Annotated in this window: 23 protein-coding genes; 15 read left to right on the plus strand and 8 right to left on the minus strand. The window is 42.0% G+C overall.

Annotated elements, in window-relative coordinates; genetic code table 11:
• The first annotated feature begins 83 nt into the window (after positions 1 to 83).
• The 5 genes from spoIIID (at position 84) to QFZ87_RS03460 (ending at position 3669) form a co-directional block, all read left to right on the plus strand.
• Complete coding sequence (gene spoIIID / locus QFZ87_RS03440; RefSeq protein ID WP_007086083.1) at positions 84 to 356, plus strand: sporulation transcriptional regulator SpoIIID; 273 nt, start codon at positions 84 to 86, stop codon at positions 354 to 356.
• Positions 357 to 565: 209 nt separating this feature from the next.
• Positions 566 to 1567 (plus strand): rod shape-determining protein, encoded by a 1002-nt coding sequence (gene mreB / locus QFZ87_RS03445; protein ID WP_309857771.1) that lies wholly within the window; start codon positions 566 to 568, stop codon positions 1565 to 1567.
• 378 nt (positions 1568 to 1945) lie between these two features.
• A complete protein-coding gene (locus QFZ87_RS03450; RefSeq protein ID WP_309857776.1) occupies positions 1946 to 2305 on the plus strand; it encodes a DNA-directed RNA polymerase subunit beta in 360 nt (119 codons plus the stop codon).
• A gap of 96 nt (positions 2306 to 2401) precedes the next feature.
• Complete coding sequence (fabZ, locus tag QFZ87_RS03455; protein WP_309857779.1) at positions 2402 to 2836, plus strand: 3-hydroxyacyl-ACP dehydratase FabZ; 435 nt, start codon at positions 2402 to 2404, stop codon at positions 2834 to 2836.
• A 500-nt stretch (positions 2837 to 3336) separates the two neighbouring features.
• Positions 3337 to 3669, plus strand: coding sequence for a hypothetical protein (locus tag QFZ87_RS03460; protein WP_309857782.1), 333 nt, complete (start codon positions 3337 to 3339; stop codon positions 3667 to 3669).
• A 135-nt stretch (positions 3670 to 3804) separates the two neighbouring features.
• On the opposite strand, the gene QFZ87_RS03465 is transcribed toward QFZ87_RS03460, so the two are convergent.
• Positions 3805 to 4068, minus strand: a complete 264-nt coding sequence (locus QFZ87_RS03465; protein WP_309857786.1) for a hypothetical protein — start codon at positions 4066 to 4068, stop codon at positions 3805 to 3807.
• 148 nt (positions 4069 to 4216) lie between these two features.
• Positions 4217 to 4648, minus strand: coding sequence for a YwpF-like family protein (locus QFZ87_RS03470; protein ID WP_309857789.1), 432 nt, complete (start codon positions 4646 to 4648; stop codon positions 4217 to 4219).
• A gap of 244 nt (positions 4649 to 4892) precedes the next feature.
• Between QFZ87_RS03470 and ssb the strand changes: the two genes are divergently transcribed.
• From ssb to QFZ87_RS03490, 4 genes are all read left to right on the plus strand, one after another.
• The gene (gene ssb, locus QFZ87_RS03475) at positions 4893 to 5264 is read left to right on the plus strand and encodes a single-stranded DNA-binding protein (protein WP_309857792.1); all 372 of its coding nucleotides are present in this window, start codon (positions 4893 to 4895) and stop codon (positions 5262 to 5264) included.
• Positions 5254 to 5478, plus strand: a complete 225-nt coding sequence (locus tag QFZ87_RS03480) for a hypothetical protein (protein ID WP_309857795.1) — start codon at positions 5254 to 5256, stop codon at positions 5476 to 5478. The genes ssb and QFZ87_RS03480 overlap by 11 nt, the downstream gene beginning before the upstream one ends.
• Before the next feature lie 504 nt (positions 5479 to 5982).
• A complete protein-coding gene (locus QFZ87_RS03485) occupies positions 5983 to 6390 on the plus strand; it encodes a hypothetical protein (RefSeq protein ID WP_309857796.1) in 408 nt (135 codons plus the stop codon).
• 229 nt (positions 6391 to 6619) lie between these two features.
• Positions 6620 to 7735 (plus strand): 3D domain-containing protein, encoded by a 1116-nt coding sequence (locus tag QFZ87_RS03490; protein WP_309857799.1) that lies wholly within the window; start codon positions 6620 to 6622, stop codon positions 7733 to 7735.
• A 373-nt stretch (positions 7736 to 8108) separates the two neighbouring features.
• On the opposite strand, the gene QFZ87_RS03495 is transcribed toward QFZ87_RS03490, so the two are convergent.
• Genes QFZ87_RS03495 through QFZ87_RS03505 form a run of 3 tightly spaced genes read right to left on the minus strand, consistent with a single transcriptional unit; the run spans position 8109 to position 10488 of the window.
• Positions 8109 to 8522 (minus strand): HIT family protein, encoded by a 414-nt coding sequence (locus QFZ87_RS03495; RefSeq protein WP_309857801.1) that lies wholly within the window; start codon positions 8520 to 8522, stop codon positions 8109 to 8111.
• Positions 8523 to 8543: 21 nt separating this feature from the next.
• On the minus strand, positions 8544 to 9818 hold the full coding sequence (locus QFZ87_RS03500; protein ID WP_309857804.1) for an MDR family MFS transporter: 1275 nt from the start codon (positions 9816 to 9818) through the stop codon (positions 8544 to 8546).
• Positions 9819 to 9834: 16 nt separating this feature from the next.
• Positions 9835 to 10488: an MOSC domain-containing protein gene (locus tag QFZ87_RS03505; RefSeq protein ID WP_309857807.1), complete on the minus strand. Its 654-nt coding sequence runs from the start codon at positions 10486 to 10488 to the stop codon at positions 9835 to 9837.
• A 573-nt stretch (positions 10489 to 11061) separates the two neighbouring features.
• On the opposite strand from QFZ87_RS03505, the gene QFZ87_RS03510 reads away from it, so the two are divergent.
• Positions 11062 to 11352, plus strand: coding sequence for a YciI family protein (locus QFZ87_RS03510; RefSeq protein WP_309857809.1), 291 nt, complete (start codon positions 11062 to 11064; stop codon positions 11350 to 11352).
• A 54-nt stretch (positions 11353 to 11406) separates the two neighbouring features.
• Here QFZ87_RS03510 and QFZ87_RS03515 read toward each other — a convergent pair whose 3' ends face one another.
• Positions 11407 to 11781, minus strand: a complete 375-nt coding sequence (locus tag QFZ87_RS03515; protein WP_309857812.1) for a winged helix-turn-helix transcriptional regulator — start codon at positions 11779 to 11781, stop codon at positions 11407 to 11409.
• A 186-nt stretch (positions 11782 to 11967) separates the two neighbouring features.
• On the opposite strand from QFZ87_RS03515, the gene QFZ87_RS03520 reads away from it, so the two are divergent.
• The 3 genes from QFZ87_RS03520 to QFZ87_RS03530 all read left to right on the plus strand — a co-directional run bounded on the left by QFZ87_RS03520 (position 11968) and on the right by QFZ87_RS03530 (position 15213).
• On the plus strand, positions 11968 to 13179 hold the full coding sequence (locus tag QFZ87_RS03520) for an MFS transporter (RefSeq protein WP_309857815.1): 1212 nt from the start codon (positions 11968 to 11970) through the stop codon (positions 13177 to 13179).
• A 162-nt stretch (positions 13180 to 13341) separates the two neighbouring features.
• Positions 13342 to 14172: an aldo/keto reductase gene (locus tag QFZ87_RS03525; protein WP_309857817.1), complete on the plus strand. Its 831-nt coding sequence runs from the start codon at positions 13342 to 13344 to the stop codon at positions 14170 to 14172.
• A 144-nt stretch (positions 14173 to 14316) separates the two neighbouring features.
• The gene (locus QFZ87_RS03530; protein ID WP_309857820.1) at positions 14317 to 15213 is read left to right on the plus strand and encodes a DUF2935 domain-containing protein; all 897 of its coding nucleotides are present in this window, start codon (positions 14317 to 14319) and stop codon (positions 15211 to 15213) included.
• Positions 15214 to 15313: 100 nt separating this feature from the next.
• Here QFZ87_RS03530 and QFZ87_RS03535 read toward each other — a convergent pair whose 3' ends face one another.
• The gene (locus tag QFZ87_RS03535; RefSeq protein ID WP_309857823.1) at positions 15314 to 16390 is read right to left on the minus strand and encodes a serine hydrolase domain-containing protein; all 1077 of its coding nucleotides are present in this window, start codon (positions 16388 to 16390) and stop codon (positions 15314 to 15316) included.
• A complete protein-coding gene (locus QFZ87_RS03540; RefSeq protein WP_309857827.1) occupies positions 16374 to 17003 on the minus strand; it encodes a TetR/AcrR family transcriptional regulator in 630 nt (209 codons plus the stop codon). Before QFZ87_RS03540 ends, QFZ87_RS03535 begins: the two co-directional genes overlap by 17 nt.
• A gap of 172 nt (positions 17004 to 17175) precedes the next feature.
• Here QFZ87_RS03540 and QFZ87_RS03545 point away from each other — a divergent pair, with 172 nt between their 5' ends.
• Positions 17176 to 17772, plus strand: coding sequence for a hypothetical protein (locus QFZ87_RS03545; RefSeq protein WP_309857830.1), 597 nt, complete (start codon positions 17176 to 17178; stop codon positions 17770 to 17772).
• A gap of 71 nt (positions 17773 to 17843) precedes the next feature.
• The gene (locus QFZ87_RS03550) at positions 17844 to 18629 is read left to right on the plus strand and encodes an alpha/beta fold hydrolase (protein WP_309857832.1); all 786 of its coding nucleotides are present in this window, start codon (positions 17844 to 17846) and stop codon (positions 18627 to 18629) included.
• Positions 18630 to 18722 lie beyond the last annotated feature (93 nt).

Below are 18722 nucleotides of genomic sequence, written 5' to 3' on the forward strand. Positions count from 1 at the left end.
ATCCACACGGAAGCAGAATTCGTCGAAGTGATAAGCGGGTCTCATTTCACACTACTCACATCCATATTAGGGAGGGCGAGAGTGTGCACGATTACATCAAAGAGAGAACTATCAAGATTGGAAAGTATATCGTGGAGACGAGGAAAACGGTTCGCGTAATTGCGAAGGAGTTTGGCGTATCCAAAAGTACAGTCCATAAGGATTTGACAGAGAGACTTCCTGAAATTAATCCAGAGCTGGCAAATGAGGTTAAAGAAATCCTAGATTACCATAAATCGATCCGACACCTCAGGGGTGGGGAAGCGACAAAGATGAAATATCAAAAAGAAGAAAAGGAAGGCGAGGCTGTCAAATAAGCCGCAACAACATCAATGGGGTACATGGGTTATCCGTGAAACCTTAAAGGCGTTCTCTTGGAATCCTCCGTCAACAAAATATTTCCGACAAAATTCTTCAAAATTCCACGTAATTTTTTTAAAACGTTATGGAAATTTTAAGGATTATGATACAATAGAAAATTAGGAAATGCATGTGGAATTCCGCTTTGAGGAGGAAAGAAAAGAGAATGTTTGCAAGGGATATTGGGATTGACTTAGGAACGGCTAACGTGCTAATTCACGTAAAAGGCCGTGGAATTGTATTGAATGAGCCATCTGTCGTAGCAATTGATAAAAATACAAATAAAGTGCTTGCTGTTGGTGAGGAAGCTCGCCGCATGGTCGGCCGTACACCAGGAAACATTGTCGCGATTCGTCCGTTGAAAGATGGCGTTATCGCTGACTTTGATGTAACAGAAGCAATGCTAAAACATTTTATTAATAAGTTAAACGTAAAGGGCTTTTTATCGAAGCCGCGCATTTTGATCTGCTGCCCAACGAACATCACAAGTGTCGAACAAAAGGCGATTAAAGAAGCAGCTGAAAAGAGCGGTGGGAAAAAGATTTATCTTGAAGAAGAGCCAAAGGTAGCAGCAATCGGCGCTGGAATGGATATTTTCCAACCAAGCGGTAACATGGTAGTGGACATCGGGGGAGGAACGACGGATGTTGCAGTTCTTTCTATGGGCGATATCGTTACTTCTTCCTCCATTAAAATGGCCGGCGATAAGTTTGACATGGAAATCCTCAACTACATCAAGCGTGAGTACAAGCTCTTGATTGGTGAGCGTACGGCTGAAAATATTAAAATCAACATCGGTACCGTATTCCCAGGTTCTCGCTCAGAGGAAATGGAAATTCGCGGCCGTGACATGGTGAGCGGGTTACCGCGCACAATCACTGTTCGTTCGGAAGAAATCGAGGGTGCCCTTCGTGAATCTGTGGCTGTGATTGTTCAGGCGGCGAAAAGTGTTCTTGAGCGCACTCCACCAGAATTGTCAGCGGACATCATTGACCGTGGCGTGATTTTAACTGGCGGTGGCGCATTGCTGCACGGAATCGACATGCTGCTTGCTGACGAATTGAAGGTTCCAGTTCTTGTAGCTGAAAATCCAATGGACTGTGTTGCTATCGGAACGGGTATCATGCTTGATAACATTGACCGCATTCCTAACCGTAAGTTAGGGTAATAACTTTTTTGAAAAATAAGCATCTTTTATTGAGTTCGAGGTGGTATGACATCTAACCAATGGTGTAATAGTCCCGAACCATACATGAAAAGTCTAATGAAGCAGGCAGGACAAGCCTCAGTCATTGGGCTTTTTTATTTGGCTTGATTCCTATTTAATAGGCGCATTTGTGTTTTTTTTACATCAATTGACTTTTTTCGCAAAAAATTAATGTGCAATGGGGAATATTTTTTTATAATAGAAGTAATGAAAATTTTTCAACAGTTTGCGAAAGCAATTTTTATAAAAGAATTCAAGTTACCGATTTTAAAAAAGTTGGTTATAATATGTATAACTCACTGGGCCCATGGGGCAGTCCGGTTAAAGGGGAATTAGTGAATGTCTGTAAACAATCAAGCCAAGACGAGGGAAGAATTTAAACGAGCTAAATATGAAGAGCAGCAAAAGATAAAGGCTGAAAAGCAAAAAGCCAAAGATGCCAAGGCTTTGGTGAAAAATGATCGCGCGAAGGTGGATCGTACAAATGAAAAGGTGGAGGCCGCACCACACACCTCCAAACGAATCCGCATTCGTCTGATTCCCATCTGGCTTCGTCTGGTTCTTTTAGTTGTGTTTACGTTTGTCAGCTTGATGGCGGGAGCAACAGTTGGCTACGGGATTCTTGGCGGTGGAAAAGTGGCGGATGTTTTTAAACAATCGACCTGGACGCATATTCAAGATTTGGTGGATAAAGAATAAATTGACTGGGAAGGGAACGAAAGCCCTTCCCTTTTGTGTATCTTTTCGAGTAAAATAGAGAGAATAATACTTGTTACTAGTAGGAGGTACTAATTTATGCTTGATATCGAACAAATTAAAGAAATTATCCCGCACCGCTACCCATTTTTGCTGGTCGATCGTATTTTGGAAGTAGAAGAGGGCGTAAGAGCGGTTGGGATTAAGAATGTTACAGCCAATGAAGAGTTTTTTAATGGGCATTTTCCTGATTATCCTGTGATGCCTGGGGTACTGATTGTTGAAGCACTGGCGCAGGTTGGCGCAGTGGCTATGTTGAAAAAAGAAGAGAACCGTGGCCGCTTAGCATTTTTTGCTGGAATTGACGGCTGCCGATTTAAAAAGCAAGTAAAGCCTGGTGACCAGCTTCGTCTTGAGGTAGAAATTATCCGCCTGCGCGGACCGATCGGAAAAGGGAAGGCCGTTGCAACGGTTGACGGCGAAGTGGCATGCGAAGCAGAAATTACGTTTGCATTGGGTGAGAAAAAGGAATAGGGATTGGATTAAGACGACTGGAAGCCTTGGGCTTTTGGTCGTTTTTTTTAAAGGAAAGAATCCCACCACAGTCCTTGATAACTGTGGTGTTTATTTATGGAGGAGTGGGTGTAGATTAGTGGTTGGCGAGTAAAATGGAGTTATTGACGAGTAAAATAGGAAAATAGACGAGTAAATGCACACATTTGACGAGTAAATCACTGAAAGTGACAAGTAAGAAAGGAAGTCATATAAAAAAGGAAGTTTTAAAGGTACTTCAAGAGTTGATCAACACATAATTTGAAAAAAGATACTTGATCAAGGCCAAACGCCTGGCTTTTTAGTGTCAAAGTCTTAAATTTGTTTTTGACACTCCGTTGATTTGAGCGGAAATCAACAGACAATTTTTACAAGCTTTACTGTAAATAACTTCAAGCCATCATTTTTTTACCAATGGGAATGATAAAAAAAGACCATGGTAAGTCTAGGTCAATCGAACATGGTGAAAGGGGCTTTTACGCTTGAAGAAAAAGTTATTTATGATGCTTGCGGGTTCTGTCTTATCGGCTGTGTTGTTAGTGGGATGTAATAATGACAATGATGATCAAAATCCACCGTCGCCGACAAATAATAATATCAATACACCGACAGATAACCGTATGGATAATGATTTAACGCCTAACGATAATAACGATGTCATCGATGACAACATTATCGACAGAAATCATTATCCAGAATCAGAGGATAAGAACACGCCAGCAGATAAGGACCCATCGAAAGACAACAATACACCGCAAGAAGACATAATCGAGGATGACATCGACGTTAACGACAGAGATAACAAAGACGAGTAAAACAAAAAGGACAGGCAATCGAGCCTGTCCTTCTTCAAAATATTTGGTGCCTGACACCATTGAGAAATTGTAGTGTCCATTCCAGGTGGAAAGTGTCCACGGGTGGTGCCTGACACCATTAGCGAGACATCACTATCAAGTCGCAAAGCCATTCGCAAATAGTACGGCAGCAAGAACGACTAAGACGATGAAGGCCAGGTAAAGGAGTCCGACGATGATAACCATAATCCAGCCAACGACTTTGCGGCCAGTTTTAATAAAGTAGATTCCTAAGGCAAATGGCCCGAAGAAAAAGCCTAAAATAGCCCACAGCCATGGACTCTTATTATGTTTCGGCGCGTCCACATATAAGTAAATAGCAATAATAATTTCAACAATAAAACTAACGATTCCTGACATAACTTCCCCCCTAAAAATAAATTTTTCAACGTACATTTTTAGTATCTCTAGGGAAACGGAAAAAATCAACAAAAATGTGAATTCATCACTGTAAATAACATAAAAAACCAGTCCGAAGACTGGTCAAGGTCAGAATCAAATGTAACAATTAAGGGTTTTTTACTTTAATCTTCGGTTTACTCTTCATTTTCTCCTTAAATTCATTAAGAAGAGCAGGGCCCTCCAGCCCTTTTTGCATCAGGCTATCGAGAAGCAACTCTGAGTAATCACTTTTATTACGGCGGAGATGACCTTCGAACAACACGCTGATGTGCTTTTCAAATTGTTTCAAAGAAACAATCTTCGTCTGAAAATAAGCAGGCGTGTTCTCTTTCTTCGTAATCACAGCTTCAACGATTAAATCGCGGCTTTGATCGTGAATCGTTTTAAAAAAATCATAGAGGGACAAATCTGTATACGCCTCAAGCAGCCAGGTGGAGCGCTCATCTTCCTTATTAAGAATCAAGCCGTCTTCTAACGGAACTTCAACCGAAGTTTCACCATCCATAACGTCCAATGAGTATAACTTAAAAGATTTCATCGCAACCTCCAGTTACTTTTTTCTAAATTATAACATATGTCGAGCAGAAGCAAATGTCGAAAAATATTTGTCGAGTTATGTAAAAATCATATTTCGGTGAAATGTAAAGCCACTTTTTGACCAAAAGCTCGGGGATAGCACACTTATCCGCACGAAAAGTACCGGATAAGTCATTTAAAGTCGTTTTACAAGGGACACCTCAGGGGTCTATGATGGAAACATCAAATAAAAAGGAGTTGAAACCATGATTAATCAGGTCACGCTTGTTGGCCGACTGACGAAGGATCCAGAATTAAAGAAGACGCCAGAAGGAATTTCAGTCGCACATGTCACGCTGGCAGTCAGCCGACATTTTCGGAACCAAAACGGGGAGATTGAGGCCGATTTCGTGCAATGCGCACTTTGGCGGAAAGCCGCTGAAAACACGTGCCAATACTGCCGGAAGGGCTCTGTGGTAGGAATCACTGGCAGATTGCAAACCCGAAATTACGAAAATAAAGAGGGAAAAAGAGTGTACGTTACAGAGGTGGTGGTGGAAACAATCCGTTTCCTAAGTGCCAAACCTCACGACGTGGTGACAGAACAAAAAAGGGAGGAAACGACCGTTGGAGTATAGCAGTGAAGCAGCGAGGAATTTAGAACAGTTACTAGAAACATTGATAAAGATGGTTGGTAAATCCAATCAAAAAATTGACAGCCTGGAAAAACGGGTCAGCCAGTTGGAATGGCTCATCAGGGAACAGCAGTTTGAGCAAAGGGACAGAACTCCTATCTCAATGTACACCAGAACCCCACAGCATTCTTCTGAAAAAATATCCTTTCACCTTTGATCCTACATTGATATAATTCGAACATTTTCACCCAAGACATACCCCAACGAGTAGCTTTTCGGCGAGTTTTTGAAGATTTCCCCGCAACCGGTACCAGTTGTTAAAAAAGAATCAAAGACCTCTCCGTATGAATCCCCGTTTTTTCCGGCTAATCATGGCCGGGAATTTTTTTTGTAGAAAAAAATAACGGTGTCAGGCACCGACGGATATTTTTTAGGTATAAATTTCAGCCAGCGGGGTAGACTAGTTGTAAAACCCCCCTGTTTTTTTGATAGGAAGCCGCTGAACACATGTCAGCGGCTTCTTTGATGTTTTAGCCCCTTTTTCCCCGTGTCGGAGAAAAAAGCTCACACAAATGCCTGTCAAATTTTAAAACTTGTGTTTATGTCGCTAATAAATATTACGAAATACCAAAAAACTAGGTATTCCTTTGCAGGAAAAAATAAAATTATTGTCGAATAGTAAATATCGATGTCATATATTGTTAAAATTGGAGGTATTTGATTGAATGAAAAGGTTGCCTTAATATTTATCGGAGAACAAGTAAGTAACCAAGAATGCTGGATTAAAAGCAAGCCTAGTTTTTCTGATGCCATCGTCCTATCAACTCAGTCATCCCATCAAACATCATGCGTTTCCTATCAACACATTCTACTAGATTACAAAGCCAATTCGTTTCAAATCTCTGATTCCGATATCCAACTCACCTGTGACAGAGACTCATTAATGATTACACAAGGAAGTAAAAGCAAACAGCTTACGGAAGAAGAGGTATTTGACATCATCAATAACTTTGCCTTCAAAAAAGGAAATAAAGTTACCTTCCTATGTACCATCCCATACCGTAAAAGCAAAAAAAGAAAAAAGAACAAGAACCGCGTCCTCGCGGTAGGAAAGAAACTAGAGGTCTAATAATTGAAATGCAAGTAAAGTGTCCTTTCCATATGGACACTGTCCACGAGTGGTGCCTGACACCATTCTCTGACACCATTCATCAATGCTGTAAAATGCTGGTGCTGTTATGACACAGAATTGACACTTTCCTTGCAATTAAGACAAAATGTGATACACATTTAATATTTTTGTAACATAACTGGTACATTAATCTGTTATAAATAGGTTAATAAGGAGGGGGAAGCGTATGCAAAAGACAACTAAGCGTATAATTCTCATGTTACTTACAATGATGTTATGTGTATCAGGGAATATGATTACATATGCACAAACCAATAGTGATGCCCTACATAATGCAAAACAAGCGCTAGATGAAAAAACTAGATTAGTAGAGCAAAAAGAGCAAGAAAAACAAGCCGTGAATAAAGAAATAGAAAATATTCAACATGAGTTAGAGTCTTTATACAACACCATTACGGCCAACAAAGATGCGATGGCCAAAACACAGAAAAAAATGGATGAGATTAATCAATTAATCGAAGAGAAGAAAGAGGAAATCGTCCAGTTGGAGGATAAAATCCTTGCCCGTAAAGATATTATGAAGCAGCGAGCTGTTGCAATGCAGCAAAATAATAATATCAACCTGATGATTAACCTATTCTTCGAATCTAACAGTATCTCGGATTTCATTCAGCGTGCGAGCGCTGCGTCCACCCTGATCGATGCAGATAAAGACATCTTGACGGCCCAAAAAGAGGACCTTCAACAGATTGAGAAGGACAAAGAAGAAATCGACAAGCAGGAGCAGTCACTCGAAAAAGAAAGACAAACTCTTGCCGTGCAGCAGGCAGAGCTTGATCAAAACCTGCAAAAGAGACAAGAAACTTTAACAGTCATGCAAGAAAAATATAATAGCATCGTGCAACAAATGGCGCTTGCCGAGCAGCAGAAATCTGGCATTGAGTCACAAATGAAAACCATTCAGGCAAAAATCAGCCAAGAGCAGGCAGCGGCAAAAGTTCGTCCTGTTTCAGCAACTTCTTCTATACCAAGCAATGATACTGGTGTAGCTATCAGCGGCAAAGAGATGTATGTAACAGCAACGGCTTATACTCCGTATGATTCTGGATCGATTACGGCTTTAGGTTATAATATCAGGGCTAACCCGAATATGAAATTAATTGCTGTCGACCCATCCGTCATTCCACTTGGAAGTAAAGTGTGGGTAGAAGGATACGGTGTAGCAATCGCTGGTGACACGGGCGGTGCTATCAAGGGTCACAAAATTGATATCCTCTTGCCAACGAAAGCACAGGCGCTACAATGGGGAAGAAGAACCGTAAAAGTTGTTATTTTACAATAGAACAGGAAAGAGCTTGGAGTCCGCCTCCAAGCTCTATTTTTTAAAAGTATAAAATTTGTCACAACCACAGTCTTTGATACTGTGGTTTTTTATGCCCCAATCCAATGGAAAGAAGTCCGCCCGGTAAATAGAAGAAGGCTCTAATGCCCGAGGTAAGAGAAAAAGTGAGTGAACGGTAAATAGGAGAGTGTTCTAATGCCCGAGGTAAGGGAAAAAGTGAGTGAACGGTAAATAGGAGAAGGCTATTTGACCCGAGGGCTCCAGCGCCTAGCCCCTCGGGTCAAATAACCTTCGGCCAGAAATATCAAAAGGCGGACCTTTCTTGCCGAAGAACATTTGCCTGTCGGGGCTGATCAAGGCGCTTGTGTGTTTCTTATGCTTTTTTCAGTTTCTCCCGCATATTCTCCGGCTGCTTCAACCAATAACGAAGGCCTTTACCTGCTAATGGTTCATCATTGTACCTCGGAATAACATGTAAATGGCTATGCAAAATTGTTTGATTGGAAGCCTCACCGACATTCCATCCAAGAGTATAGCCATCTGGTGCGTAAGTTTCATCGAGATAGTCCTTCGCTTTTTGTAAAAGCTCATACGTATCGTTCCACTCTTCTGGTGTCAGCTCGAACGCATTTGCAAGGTGCTTTTTCGGGACAATCACACCAGAGCCTTCCAACACATCCTGCTCACGATTATGCTGCAAAAAGTAACACGTCTCATTTTCAAATATAATATGCTGTTCCTTATCTTGATGTGGGGAACAGAACGGGCAATTTTCTGCGTAACTCACCTTAAAGCTTCCTCCCATTTCTTAATTATGGCTCGCTGACTTCAAGGATACTTCTGCCTCATCCCCGTGAACCCGTTGATCCAAAGCAGGCAAGACCCGGTAAAATAACAAAATTCCGATGACGCCCATGCTGGTGATAAAAATCGTGGTTGCCATGCTGGATAAGAACGAACTCAACGTTACGGTGATGGAACAAATGAGCATCGCGAGATTAAACGTTAATCCAGACACCGCCATATAAGAGCTACGCGCGTGCTCCGGCGGCAGCACCGCCATGTAGTTTTGCTCCACAGGCACTCGGAGGACTTCGGCCACCGTTGCTGCCAGCATCGCAAAGAACAACAGCCAAATATTATTGGAAAACGCAATCACCGCATACCCCGCGACAAACACAATACAGCTAACAATCACGGTATGTCGATCCTTAAAGCGCTCTACAATTTTGGTAGCAACCAAAGCCATCAACACGACAAGAATTGTATTTTCCGTGCGCAGGAAACCAAGCATTTCAATTCCACCAAAGGTCCAGCCGAAAAGATGCTGTTCGCTCATCTCATTCGCCAGACGAATCCCGATATAGTTGGTCAGCTGGAATTCCATCGACAAAACGAGCAAGTTGGCTAAGACAAATAGGATAAACACCCGATCGAGAAAAACCTCCTTGTAGCCGTTCAACATTCCGCGCGCATGCTCCCTGACTGCCTTACCAACCATTTTTTCAGTGGCGTAGCTTTCTTCGATAAAAAAGGTGATGAGTACCCAAGTCAGTAAAGCTGCCGCAGACAATGCTAGTAACAATTCAAATAAGTAATTTTTAAATAAAAATCCGCCGATGATACCGCCGAGCGCAATCGACAGGTTATTGGCCCAATACATAATCGAATACATCGCTTTCCGTTCCTCAGGCTTACTCACATCAATCAGCATCGCCTGAGTGGCCGGCCCCGCCAGTCCCCAGCAAATACTATTCGCCGTCATTGTGAAAAACGTCAGCAATGGCGAGAAGAACCACGGGGAATTACTTAACATCATGGTAAAAAAGGCAAAGAACCTTAATGTTTCGGCAAACACAATCACCTTTTTCCGGCCAAACTGGTCAGAAAAATAACCGCCGAAAAAGTTAATAACAATGCCGATGAACACATTAACGAGCAGCAATAAGCCCGCCGTTTTTGCGCCGAAATGATGAGATAAATAAATCGCCATAAATGGGAAAATCATTCCGCCGATGGTTGAGCTTAAAAAGGACTCGAACAGTCGTATTTTGATATTTCGGTGAAACTTTAAGATATTCATATTGTTTTCTCCTAACCTAGGTTTCTAGCTCCTTCAAACGGTTGGCAAAGGTCTCCGTCCAATCCTTTGAAAGCTCCGCGAGACTCAGCATCTTCTTCATCCCGTCGAGATTCTTCTTGTCTTTATATTTCAGTTTGTTTGCGTAAGAAATACTCACACTTTCCGGAATTCGTTTCACTAGTTTCAAAGAATCCCAGTTGGAAACATAGCCTTCTTGTAAGACACGGAAATAGAACCCGGTATAGCCGGTATGCTGCACCATCAGAGGCAATTTTGGCTGATTCAGCTTGGTCGCCAATTTAAAACAAGGCTGCCGTGGCTGTGTCACCTGGACAACGGCTTCCCCAAGTTCGAACACATCTCCGATAAAAATATCTTCCTCTGTGATTCCTTTTACCGTCAGATTTTCGCCAAAGGCTCCGACCTCAAGCTTCGTATTAAGCACACTTTCCCAAAAGGAATAATGGTCATGGGAATAGACGCAAACCGCTTTATCAGGCCCACCGTGAAAATTCAAATCAGCCTGCTGGTCTCCTTCGAAATTTAGTGTCGATAGAAACACTTTTCCAAGAACCGGCTTTTTATCGATGGCGGAAAGCAATGTTTTCTCTCCATATGTGAAATCCTGCGGTGTCCGCACGTTAATAGATAGGACAGGTATGTAAGTCATAATTTCTCCCCCTTTTTAAAGACACATCTGCTGTTAAAAATAGACGTAAACTTTATCAGAAAATATCATCCGTTGGAAAAAGTATCTTTAGGATTTTATCATACGTCTATAGTAAAAAATAACAGGTTTGGTTGTTTTAGGAAAGGTATGAAGATAAAAATAGGAAATTCCACGTACGTTGGAGGCGGAAGAAATGTCCTTCATGAAGGGGATGAAGGACAAAAAGGTGTGAGAGGTAGGAAGAAATGTCCTTCATAAAGGGGATGAAGAACAAAAAGGTGTGAGAGGTAGGAAGAAATGTCCTTCATAAAGGAGATGAAGGACAAAATGATGTGAAAGGCAGGAAAAAATGTCCTTCATAGTGGAGAATGAAGGACAAAACGATGTGAAAAGTAGGTGAAAATGTCCTTCAGCTCATCCGGAGAAGTAAAAATTGATAAAATAAGCTCTCTTTTAGGGGACAAAAAGCGGAATAATATCGTTTTTTTCCATAGTAAGAGGAGATTGACTGGATGGAATGGAAATATGATATCAAGGAAAATTTTTAAAAATAAGATTTTAAGGAGGATATTCATGTTTGTCATACTATTAAACTACATTAAGCCGCTTGAGGAAGTAGAAAAAGAATTAGAAGCACATAGAACCTACCTAAATAAATATTATTCCTTACAAAAGTTTATTTGTTCAGGTAGACAAAATCCAAGAGTAGGCGGAGTCATCCTTAGTAATGCGGAAAACCGAGAAGAAGTTGAAACCATCATCCAAGAAGACCCATTCTATAGCAAAAATATAGCCACCTACGAAATCATCGAGTTTACCCCAACTATGCATGCAGAAGGATTTGAACAGTTTATCACTATGTAAAAAACGGGGACAGTCCCCCATCGCTTTAAAGCAGTGGGGGACTGTCCCCAAAGCCTACTCCTTCAACGGCTCATTCAATACGTTCTCCTCCAACACTGAGAACTTATCGCCATATACCTTGGTAATATGCTTCTCGCCCCAGGCACAAAGCGAATCGAGGATCCCTTGCAGCGACCAGCCATATTCACTCAGCTCGTACTCAACCTTCGGCGGCACTTGATTATAAACAATTCGATTAATAATGCCATCCGCCTCTAACTCACGCAACTGCTGGGTTAGCATCTTCTGCGTAATATTTGGCATCAGCCGCTTCAAATCGCTTGTCCGCTTTTTCCCGTGCGTCAAATGACAAAGAATCACACTCTTCCATTTCCCGCCGATCACTTCCAGCGTCGCTTCAACCGATATATTATATTTCTTTTTTTCCATCGTCATACTTCCTCCTCTATCATAGGCACTAAAAAGTACCTATAGAACTAACAGGTACCTATATCACTTTAAAGTGCGTACTTCTCAATAAATATTCTATCATCCATAATAACACTTGCCGGTCGAAAATAATCATACACTTTTTTACAATTCACATACAACCATACAAAATGAGGAGGAAACATCATGTCTTTAAATAAAAAACAAAGCACACTCGCACTGCTAGCCTTAGCAGTCAGTGCATTCGCCATCGGAACCACCGAATTTATCAGCGTCGGTCTACTGCCGCTGATTGCAAAGGATCTACACATACCTGTAACAACAGCAGGCCTAACAGTCTCGTTATATGCACTCGGCGTCACATTCGGAGCACCAGTCCTGACATCCCTAACATCCAGTATGTCACGCAAAACCTTACTGCTCTGGATCATGATTATTTTCATCATCGGCAACAGCATCGCCGCGAGCGCGACCACCATAAGCGTGTTACTCGCCGCCCGCATCATCGCAGCATTATCACACGGCGTCTTCATGTCGATCGGCAGCACCATTGCGGCTGACCTCGTGCCTGCCAACCGCCGCGCGAGCGCCATCAGTATCATGTTCTCAGGCCTCACCGTCGCCACCGTAACCGGCGTACCGTTTGGAACCTTCATCGGCCAACAATTTGGCTGGAGAATGGCCTTTATCCTAATTGTAGCCATCGGCATCATTGGCCTCTTCGCTAACATGGTTCTCGTTCCTTCCTTTTTGAAAAAAGGAACTCAAACAAGCTTCGGAGACCAGTTCAAGCTCCTGACCAATGGACGTCTTTTATTAGTATTTATTATCACAGCCCTGGGGTATGGCGGGACATTTGTTGTCTTCACCTATTTAGCACCATTACTACAGGATATAACAGGTTTTAAAGAAGGCACAGTAGCCATCATCCTACTAGCCTACGGTGTGGCCATTGCCATCGGTAACATGGTCGGTGGAAAGCTTTCAAACCGCAACCCGATTGGATCATTATTCTACATGTTCATCGTCCAAGCGGTAGTACTCTTTGTATTAATGTTCACCGCACCGTTTAAAGTGGCTGGTCTCATCACGATTATTTTTATGGGACTGCTGGCCTTCATGAACGTACCGGGACTACAAGTGTACGTCGTCATGCTAGCTGAACGATTCGTACCAAGCGCGGTCGACGTAGCGTCAGCCATCAACATCGCTGCCTTCAACGCAGGCATCGCCATCGGTTCCTACCTGGGTGGAGTCATCACCGACTCCATCGGCCTCATCCACACCACCTGGATTGGAGCCCTAATGGTCCTCGGCGCCGTCATCCTAACCGGCTGGAGCCGTGCCCTAGAACGCAAAGACCAAAAAGCTAATCACTTTGCAAAAGAGGCCTGCTAAAGGTAAAATGCAAGAGGTTAGGGTGTCAGGCACCAATCGTGGACATCTGTGTTTTTACAGTGGACATCGCGGTGCCTGACACCATTCAAAGACATTTGTCCTCCTAGAGTGGACGCAAAATACTAACTATACTTCATTTATAACTAGAGGAGGTTTTTTACTATGGTTAAGAATTTACAGGATACTACAACGTTAAGTAATGGCGTGAAGATGCCTTGGTTTGGGCTTGGTGTGTTTAAAGTAGAAGAGGGATCTGAGGTAGTGGAGTCTGTGAAAGCAGCAATTAGAAACGGGTACCGCAGCATTGATACCGCGGCGATCTACCAAAACGAAGAGGGCGTAGGACAAGCCATCCGTGAATCAGGAATTGCCCGTGAAGAGCTATTCGTGACTTCCAAGGTATGGAACGCTGACCTTGGCTACGAATCAACGATTGCCGCTTACGAAACAAGCCTAAAGAAGCTAGGATTGGACTATCTAGACCTTTACCTAATCCACTGGCCAGTAGCTGGTAAATATAAGGAAGCATGGAGAGCGTTAGAGACCCTTTATAAAGAAGGCCGTGTAAAGGCAATCGGCGTAAGTAATTTCCATGTGCACCACCTAGAAGACATCATGAAGGACGCAGAAATCAAGCCAATGGTGAACCAAGTAGAATACCACCCTCGTTTAGCTCAAAAAGAAATACGTGCATTCTGCCTAGAGCATGGCATCCAGCTTGAAGCATGGTCACCATTAATGCAGGGCCAATTGCTCGACAACGAAGTACTTCAAGGAATTGCACAAAAATACAACAAATCTGTGGCTCAAGTCATCCTCCGCTGGGATTTGCAATACGGCGTCGTGACGATTCCAAAATCAACAAAAGAACACCGAATCATCGAAAACTCACAAGTATTCGATTTCGAACTTACCGTTGAGGACATGGAGGCCATCGACAGTCTTAACCAAGACCAACGTGTCGGTCCAAACCCAGACAACTTTGATTTTTAAATAATGACTACATGAAATCACATACAACAAAAGGGCTTTGGGGGATTCCCAAGCTCTTTTGTACTTCTATAGACTAGTCCCATGACATATATGAAATAGCTTACAAATAAATATGAATGGAAGGTTATTATAGGAGGCGAAAAGATGGTCAATCAGGGATTTGCCGGTATATATGACAGTAATAATCAAATGCTCGTTTCTCCTGAATCATTTGCCGCACCACCTGAATCATTGACGGAGCAGCTCTTTATTGAAAGATCATTAACTGAAAATAAATTTTGGTTAAGGATTATGAAAGAGCATTCGTATTTTTTAAGTGAAGGATTCGACCATCATGACAAACATCTTATTCAACAAACCGATCGTTTTTATTATTATTTTCAGGAACAGGAAAAGAGAGCGTACCAAACTCCCAACAATGTAACCGCAGTGAGAAAATTAAATGAGGACTCTATTCAATTGGTATTAGGATTAAGAAATTTCAAACGTAATCTCCTTATACTTATTATTAATTGTAAAGTAAAGGGGTTTAATTTCCCTCTGTTGGTCGATCATATTGCCCGAGAAGCTGAGTATTTTATGAGGACGTTAAAAAAGTTTAATGAGGGAATTTTGGACCCCATTCAGGATGCCATTATCAAAGAGAATGTATTTTGGCTTAAAATTATGATGGAACATTCACGTTTTATCGCTTCACTATTGGACCAGTCAGAACGAAATTTAGTAAAAACCGCAAGTAAATTCGGTGACGATTTTGAAGTTCTCCTTAATCAAGCTAGAGATGTTGAATCAATGCTATATAAGAAGAGTCCAACTTATCCGATAATCGGAAAGCTTAATAAGGATAGCGAAAGTGCAACACATGAACTGCGGAATTTTAAACAAGCGGGGTTAGATTTAATAAAAACATGCCAAATACGAAGTGTTATCGATCCATTGTTAGCAGATCATGTAGTAAGGGAAGCGGATCATTTCCTCCATATGATTTCTGTTTTAGAACAAAGATTAAAAGTAAAACAGCAAGAAGAGCAGAGTTTATAAATATCAGGGAGCCTATGGGCTCTTTTTTTAGCTATTCCAAGAAAGACCAAACAGTATGGAATTTGGTTTTTTATAGGAGTATCGACTCAAGGTTTGGAGCCTACTTCTTTGTAGCTTTCGCAATGTTACGCAAAACCGAATAAACAAATCGAATGCTTTTTCCCACATATCCGGTACGATTAAAGTTGCCAATGATATACACATCAAATCCAGGGCTATACAGCATAAACGAACCCGTCGAACCTAAATGACCCCAAACATGATACTTCTGTGTAAAAGGCTGCATCCGCACTCGCATCAACCCGAATCCATAATCGACGCCGATCCACATTTTCGTCCACTGTTGCATCGTCTCCAATGACTCTCTGCTAATTAGCTGACCACCCTCCAAAGCCTTCATAAAAAGGAACAAATCCTCAGATGTGCTCACCGTTTGCCCACCCGCATAAATACTGCTAAAGCTCTTATGCTCTGTTACATCCACCTTCTTATCCTTCATAAAAATAGTGGCAACAGGATATTCGCTCATCATCGCTGGTTCCGAGTAATGGCATAAATACGAATGCTTCATCCCAAGCGGCTCAAATATGTATTCATGCAAGACTTCGTGGTACGGCTTTCCGGTTACTTTTTCAATAATCAGCCCTAACAGATTAAAGCCGGTATTCGAATAGTGGCAGCCCTTACCCGGTGCAAACTTCGGTGTCAAATGCTGCTTCGTCCATTCGATTGTTTCCTCCGGAGTCCAAAAGCGGGACGGTTCCTGAAACAACAATTCCTGAAACGAAGGACCCGTTTTCGGCTTCAACTCATAATAATCCGGCAAACCAGAGGTATTGCTAACCAAATGATTGATCCGAAGATCCTGCGAGTAATCAGTGCCTTTATAAATGTGCAAGCCTTGGACCAATTCCGCCGGCAAAAATTTCGCAACCCGATCCTCATAGCTAATTTCACCCTTTTCTACGAGCATCGCAACTAAGACTGCGGTAAACGTCTTGCCAATGCTTGCCGTATGAAAGGGCTGCTCAGGATTGGCAGGCACGTCACCCGTTTTTCCGCGTGCTAAATTCAAATGGAGATTAAGAGAATCCGAGTGAACGAGCAAATAGGCATGATCAACCTTAGCATCAGAATCTACGGTCTTGCCGAGCTTTTTTTCAATGACTTGCTTCATTAACGTTCCTCCACTTCATACTGATTCTTTGTAAAGAATGATCGAGGGTACTCCTCATTTGATTGCCTAATGACCCTTGCCCAGAGGTGATAACCCAGTTAACCAGCGTGCCTAGGTAAATCGTTGACAGGTCCTTCGCTACGTCCTCGGCCCCCACTTCCATTACGATGATGTCATGTTGTTGGCCGTATTCAACCACTTCTTTTATTACCTTTCGAAAAATAGAGAAGGTATCCTCTAGCAATCTCTTATAATTTTCATTAATCGTCACCAAATGCATCATATTTTGTGTAAGTAAGTGGGTTGTATGTAGATTTATAGCCATTTGGACGATTGCTTCCCTCAGCTCTAGGAGTAAATCTCCCTGAGGGCTTAATTGCTCCTTCATGTATAGTTCAAATGTATGAATCTGTTTAAGATCAAATGCATATAATAGCTGTTCTTTCGAATCAAAATAGGCAAAAAAGGTGGGCTTACTTATACCTGCTAGCTTTGCGATCTCTTCAATCGTCGTTTTCTGGTACTCCTTTTTTTGAAAAAGCTCCATCGCAACCTCTATTAATTTGTTCCGGGTATATTCTTTGTTCTTCTCCCGCTTCAAAAAATCACCCAATTTCCAAGTAATTAAATAAATGGTAAAAATTTCTTTACAAAGACCATTTTACCACTTTATAGTAGGAATAGAAATAAAATTTAACTGGCGGTTAAAATTTCGTCGTAAGGAAGGGTAGGCAATTTCAGCTCTATCATTCTATTTTTTACCACCTAATTAGGAGGGACTACCAATGCAAAGAAAATTAATATTGTTAGGATGCTATACTTCCATCGCTTCGGGAATTTTGCTGATGCTCGGACATCTAACAAATCTCTTATCTGGAGAATCCGTGTTAGGAAGTACGTTTGTGTTCTTTGCTCATCTGCTTCTAGTATTTGCGTTTGTTGGCTTGTTTGTCTTTCAAGGCGATCAGAACGAGACGGACGGATTTTTAGCTCTGCTATTCGGCATCATCGGTAACACGCTTGTCACGGCAGTTATTTTTGTAGAAATTGCTCAGGCAGCAGGGGAGAAGGCGGGAGCTGTGTTGACCGCACCAGTAATCAAGCCTATGGCTGATTTTGGCCCATTGCTGTTTGTCTTAGGAATTATATTGTTAGGGATATCCATAATTCGTGGTAAGGTGCTTCCGAAAATCGCTGGCTATTTTTTAGTAGGTGGTACACTTATTTTTGCGGTGGCCAGCATGGTACCGACTGGCAGTCTGATAATCGAATTGGTTGGCTCTATTTTTACAGGAGCAGGATTCATCATTGCCGGCCTGAAAGGGCTTAAACCGGGAATCGGCAAACTAACAGAGCATGGAAATACAACTGAAAATTTATAGTATAGACACTCACCTATGTGAAGCAAATGGAATATCTTATGCTTAATTACCATATGAACGGGGGAAAAAGCATGGGATATTTTGTTCCGGTAGAGCAGGGTGTAAATTTATATGTGGAAGATATCAATCCGAGCGGTAGCAAGACGATCGTGTTTATCCATGGTTGGCCTTTGAGCCATAAACAGTTTGAATATCAGTTTAATGTTCTCCCTGCAAGGGGGTACCGCTGTATTGGCATCGACTGGAGGGGCTTTGGAAATTCGGATAAGCCAGTGAGTGGATACACGTATGACCGACTGGCAGATGATATTCGTGTGGTTATGGGTGCCCTTCAATTAGAGAATGTGACGCTCGTGGGTCATTCTACAGGGGGATCGATAGCGATTCGATATATGTCTCGATACAACGGTTTTGGTGTGTCCAAACTAGTTCTTGTTGATGCGGCAGCTCCCACAGGATTTACAACAGAAACGGCGAATAAATTTCTGAAGGATACGTTAAATGATCGCCCGAAGATGATGCAGGAAGTGACAGATGGCTTTTTCTTTCAGTATATTACGCCCCAATTCTCGGATTGGTTTTTCCAATTGGGATTACAGGCAGCAGGGTGGTCGACTGCTTCAGTGATTGTTTTACTAAGAGATGAGACGGTGCATGCCGATCTTCCAAAAATAGAGGCACCCACGTTAATTGTTCATGGCATTCATGACAAAGTGATTCCCTTTCAGCAGGCACAGGAACTTCAGCGAAAAATAAGAAACTCACAGCTTGTCCCGTTTCAATATAGCGGTCATGGTCCTTTCTGGGAAGAACGTGACAAGTTTAATCAGCTCTTGATACAATTTACTAGTCTCTGAGTAAATAACATCAATAAACGCAAAGAAGGGATAGCTTAATGGCTATCCTTTAAATTCTCTAACGACTCCCGATACATAAATTTGTTGTCTGTT

This window comes from Bacillus sp. SLBN-46 (assembly GCF_031453555.1).
Lineage (GTDB): Bacteria > Bacillota > Bacilli > Bacillales > Cytobacillaceae > Neobacillus.

What these genes read in the sequence shown, in the direction of transcription:
- QFZ87_RS03530 (WP_309857820.1), top strand. Translation starts at nt 14,317, where the DNA reads ATGGTCAATCAGGGATTTGCCGGTATATATGACAGTAATAATCAAATG.
- QFZ87_RS03505 (WP_309857807.1), bottom strand. Translation starts at nt 10,488, where the DNA reads ATGACTTACATACCTGTCCTATCTATTAACGTGCGGACACCGCAGGAT.
- QFZ87_RS03470 (WP_309857789.1), bottom strand. Translation starts at nt 4,648, where the DNA reads ATGAAATCTTTTAAGTTATACTCATTGGACGTTATGGATGGTGAAACT.
- QFZ87_RS03465 (WP_309857786.1), bottom strand. Translation starts at nt 4,068, where the DNA reads ATGTCAGGAATCGTTAGTTTTATTGTTGAAATTATTATTGCTATTTAC.
- QFZ87_RS03550 (WP_309857832.1), top strand. Translation starts at nt 17,844, where the DNA reads ATGGGATATTTTGTTCCGGTAGAGCAGGGTGTAAATTTATATGTGGAA.
- QFZ87_RS03500 (WP_309857804.1), bottom strand. Translation starts at nt 9,818, where the DNA reads ATGAATATCTTAAAGTTTCACCGAAATATCAAAATACGACTGTTCGAG.
- QFZ87_RS03450 (WP_309857776.1), top strand. Translation starts at nt 1,946, where the DNA reads ATGTCTGTAAACAATCAAGCCAAGACGAGGGAAGAATTTAAACGAGCT.
- ssb (WP_309857792.1), top strand. Translation starts at nt 4,893, where the DNA reads ATGATTAATCAGGTCACGCTTGTTGGCCGACTGACGAAGGATCCAGAA.
- QFZ87_RS03520 (WP_309857815.1), top strand. Translation starts at nt 11,968, where the DNA reads ATGTCTTTAAATAAAAAACAAAGCACACTCGCACTGCTAGCCTTAGCA.
- mreB (WP_309857771.1), top strand. Translation starts at nt 566, where the DNA reads ATGTTTGCAAGGGATATTGGGATTGACTTAGGAACGGCTAACGTGCTA.
- fabZ (WP_309857779.1), top strand. Translation starts at nt 2,402, where the DNA reads ATGCTTGATATCGAACAAATTAAAGAAATTATCCCGCACCGCTACCCA.
- QFZ87_RS03535 (WP_309857823.1), bottom strand. Translation starts at nt 16,390, where the DNA reads ATGAAGCAAGTCATTGAAAAAAAGCTCGGCAAGACCGTAGATTCTGAT.
- QFZ87_RS03510 (WP_309857809.1), top strand. Translation starts at nt 11,062, where the DNA reads ATGTTTGTCATACTATTAAACTACATTAAGCCGCTTGAGGAAGTAGAA.
- QFZ87_RS03545 (WP_309857830.1), top strand. Translation starts at nt 17,176, where the DNA reads ATGCAAAGAAAATTAATATTGTTAGGATGCTATACTTCCATCGCTTCG.
- QFZ87_RS03525 (WP_309857817.1), top strand. Translation starts at nt 13,342, where the DNA reads ATGGTTAAGAATTTACAGGATACTACAACGTTAAGTAATGGCGTGAAG.
- QFZ87_RS03515 (WP_309857812.1), bottom strand. Translation starts at nt 11,781, where the DNA reads ATGGAAAAAAAGAAATATAATATATCGGTTGAAGCGACGCTGGAAGTG.
- QFZ87_RS03490 (WP_309857799.1), top strand. Translation starts at nt 6,620, where the DNA reads ATGCAAAAGACAACTAAGCGTATAATTCTCATGTTACTTACAATGATG.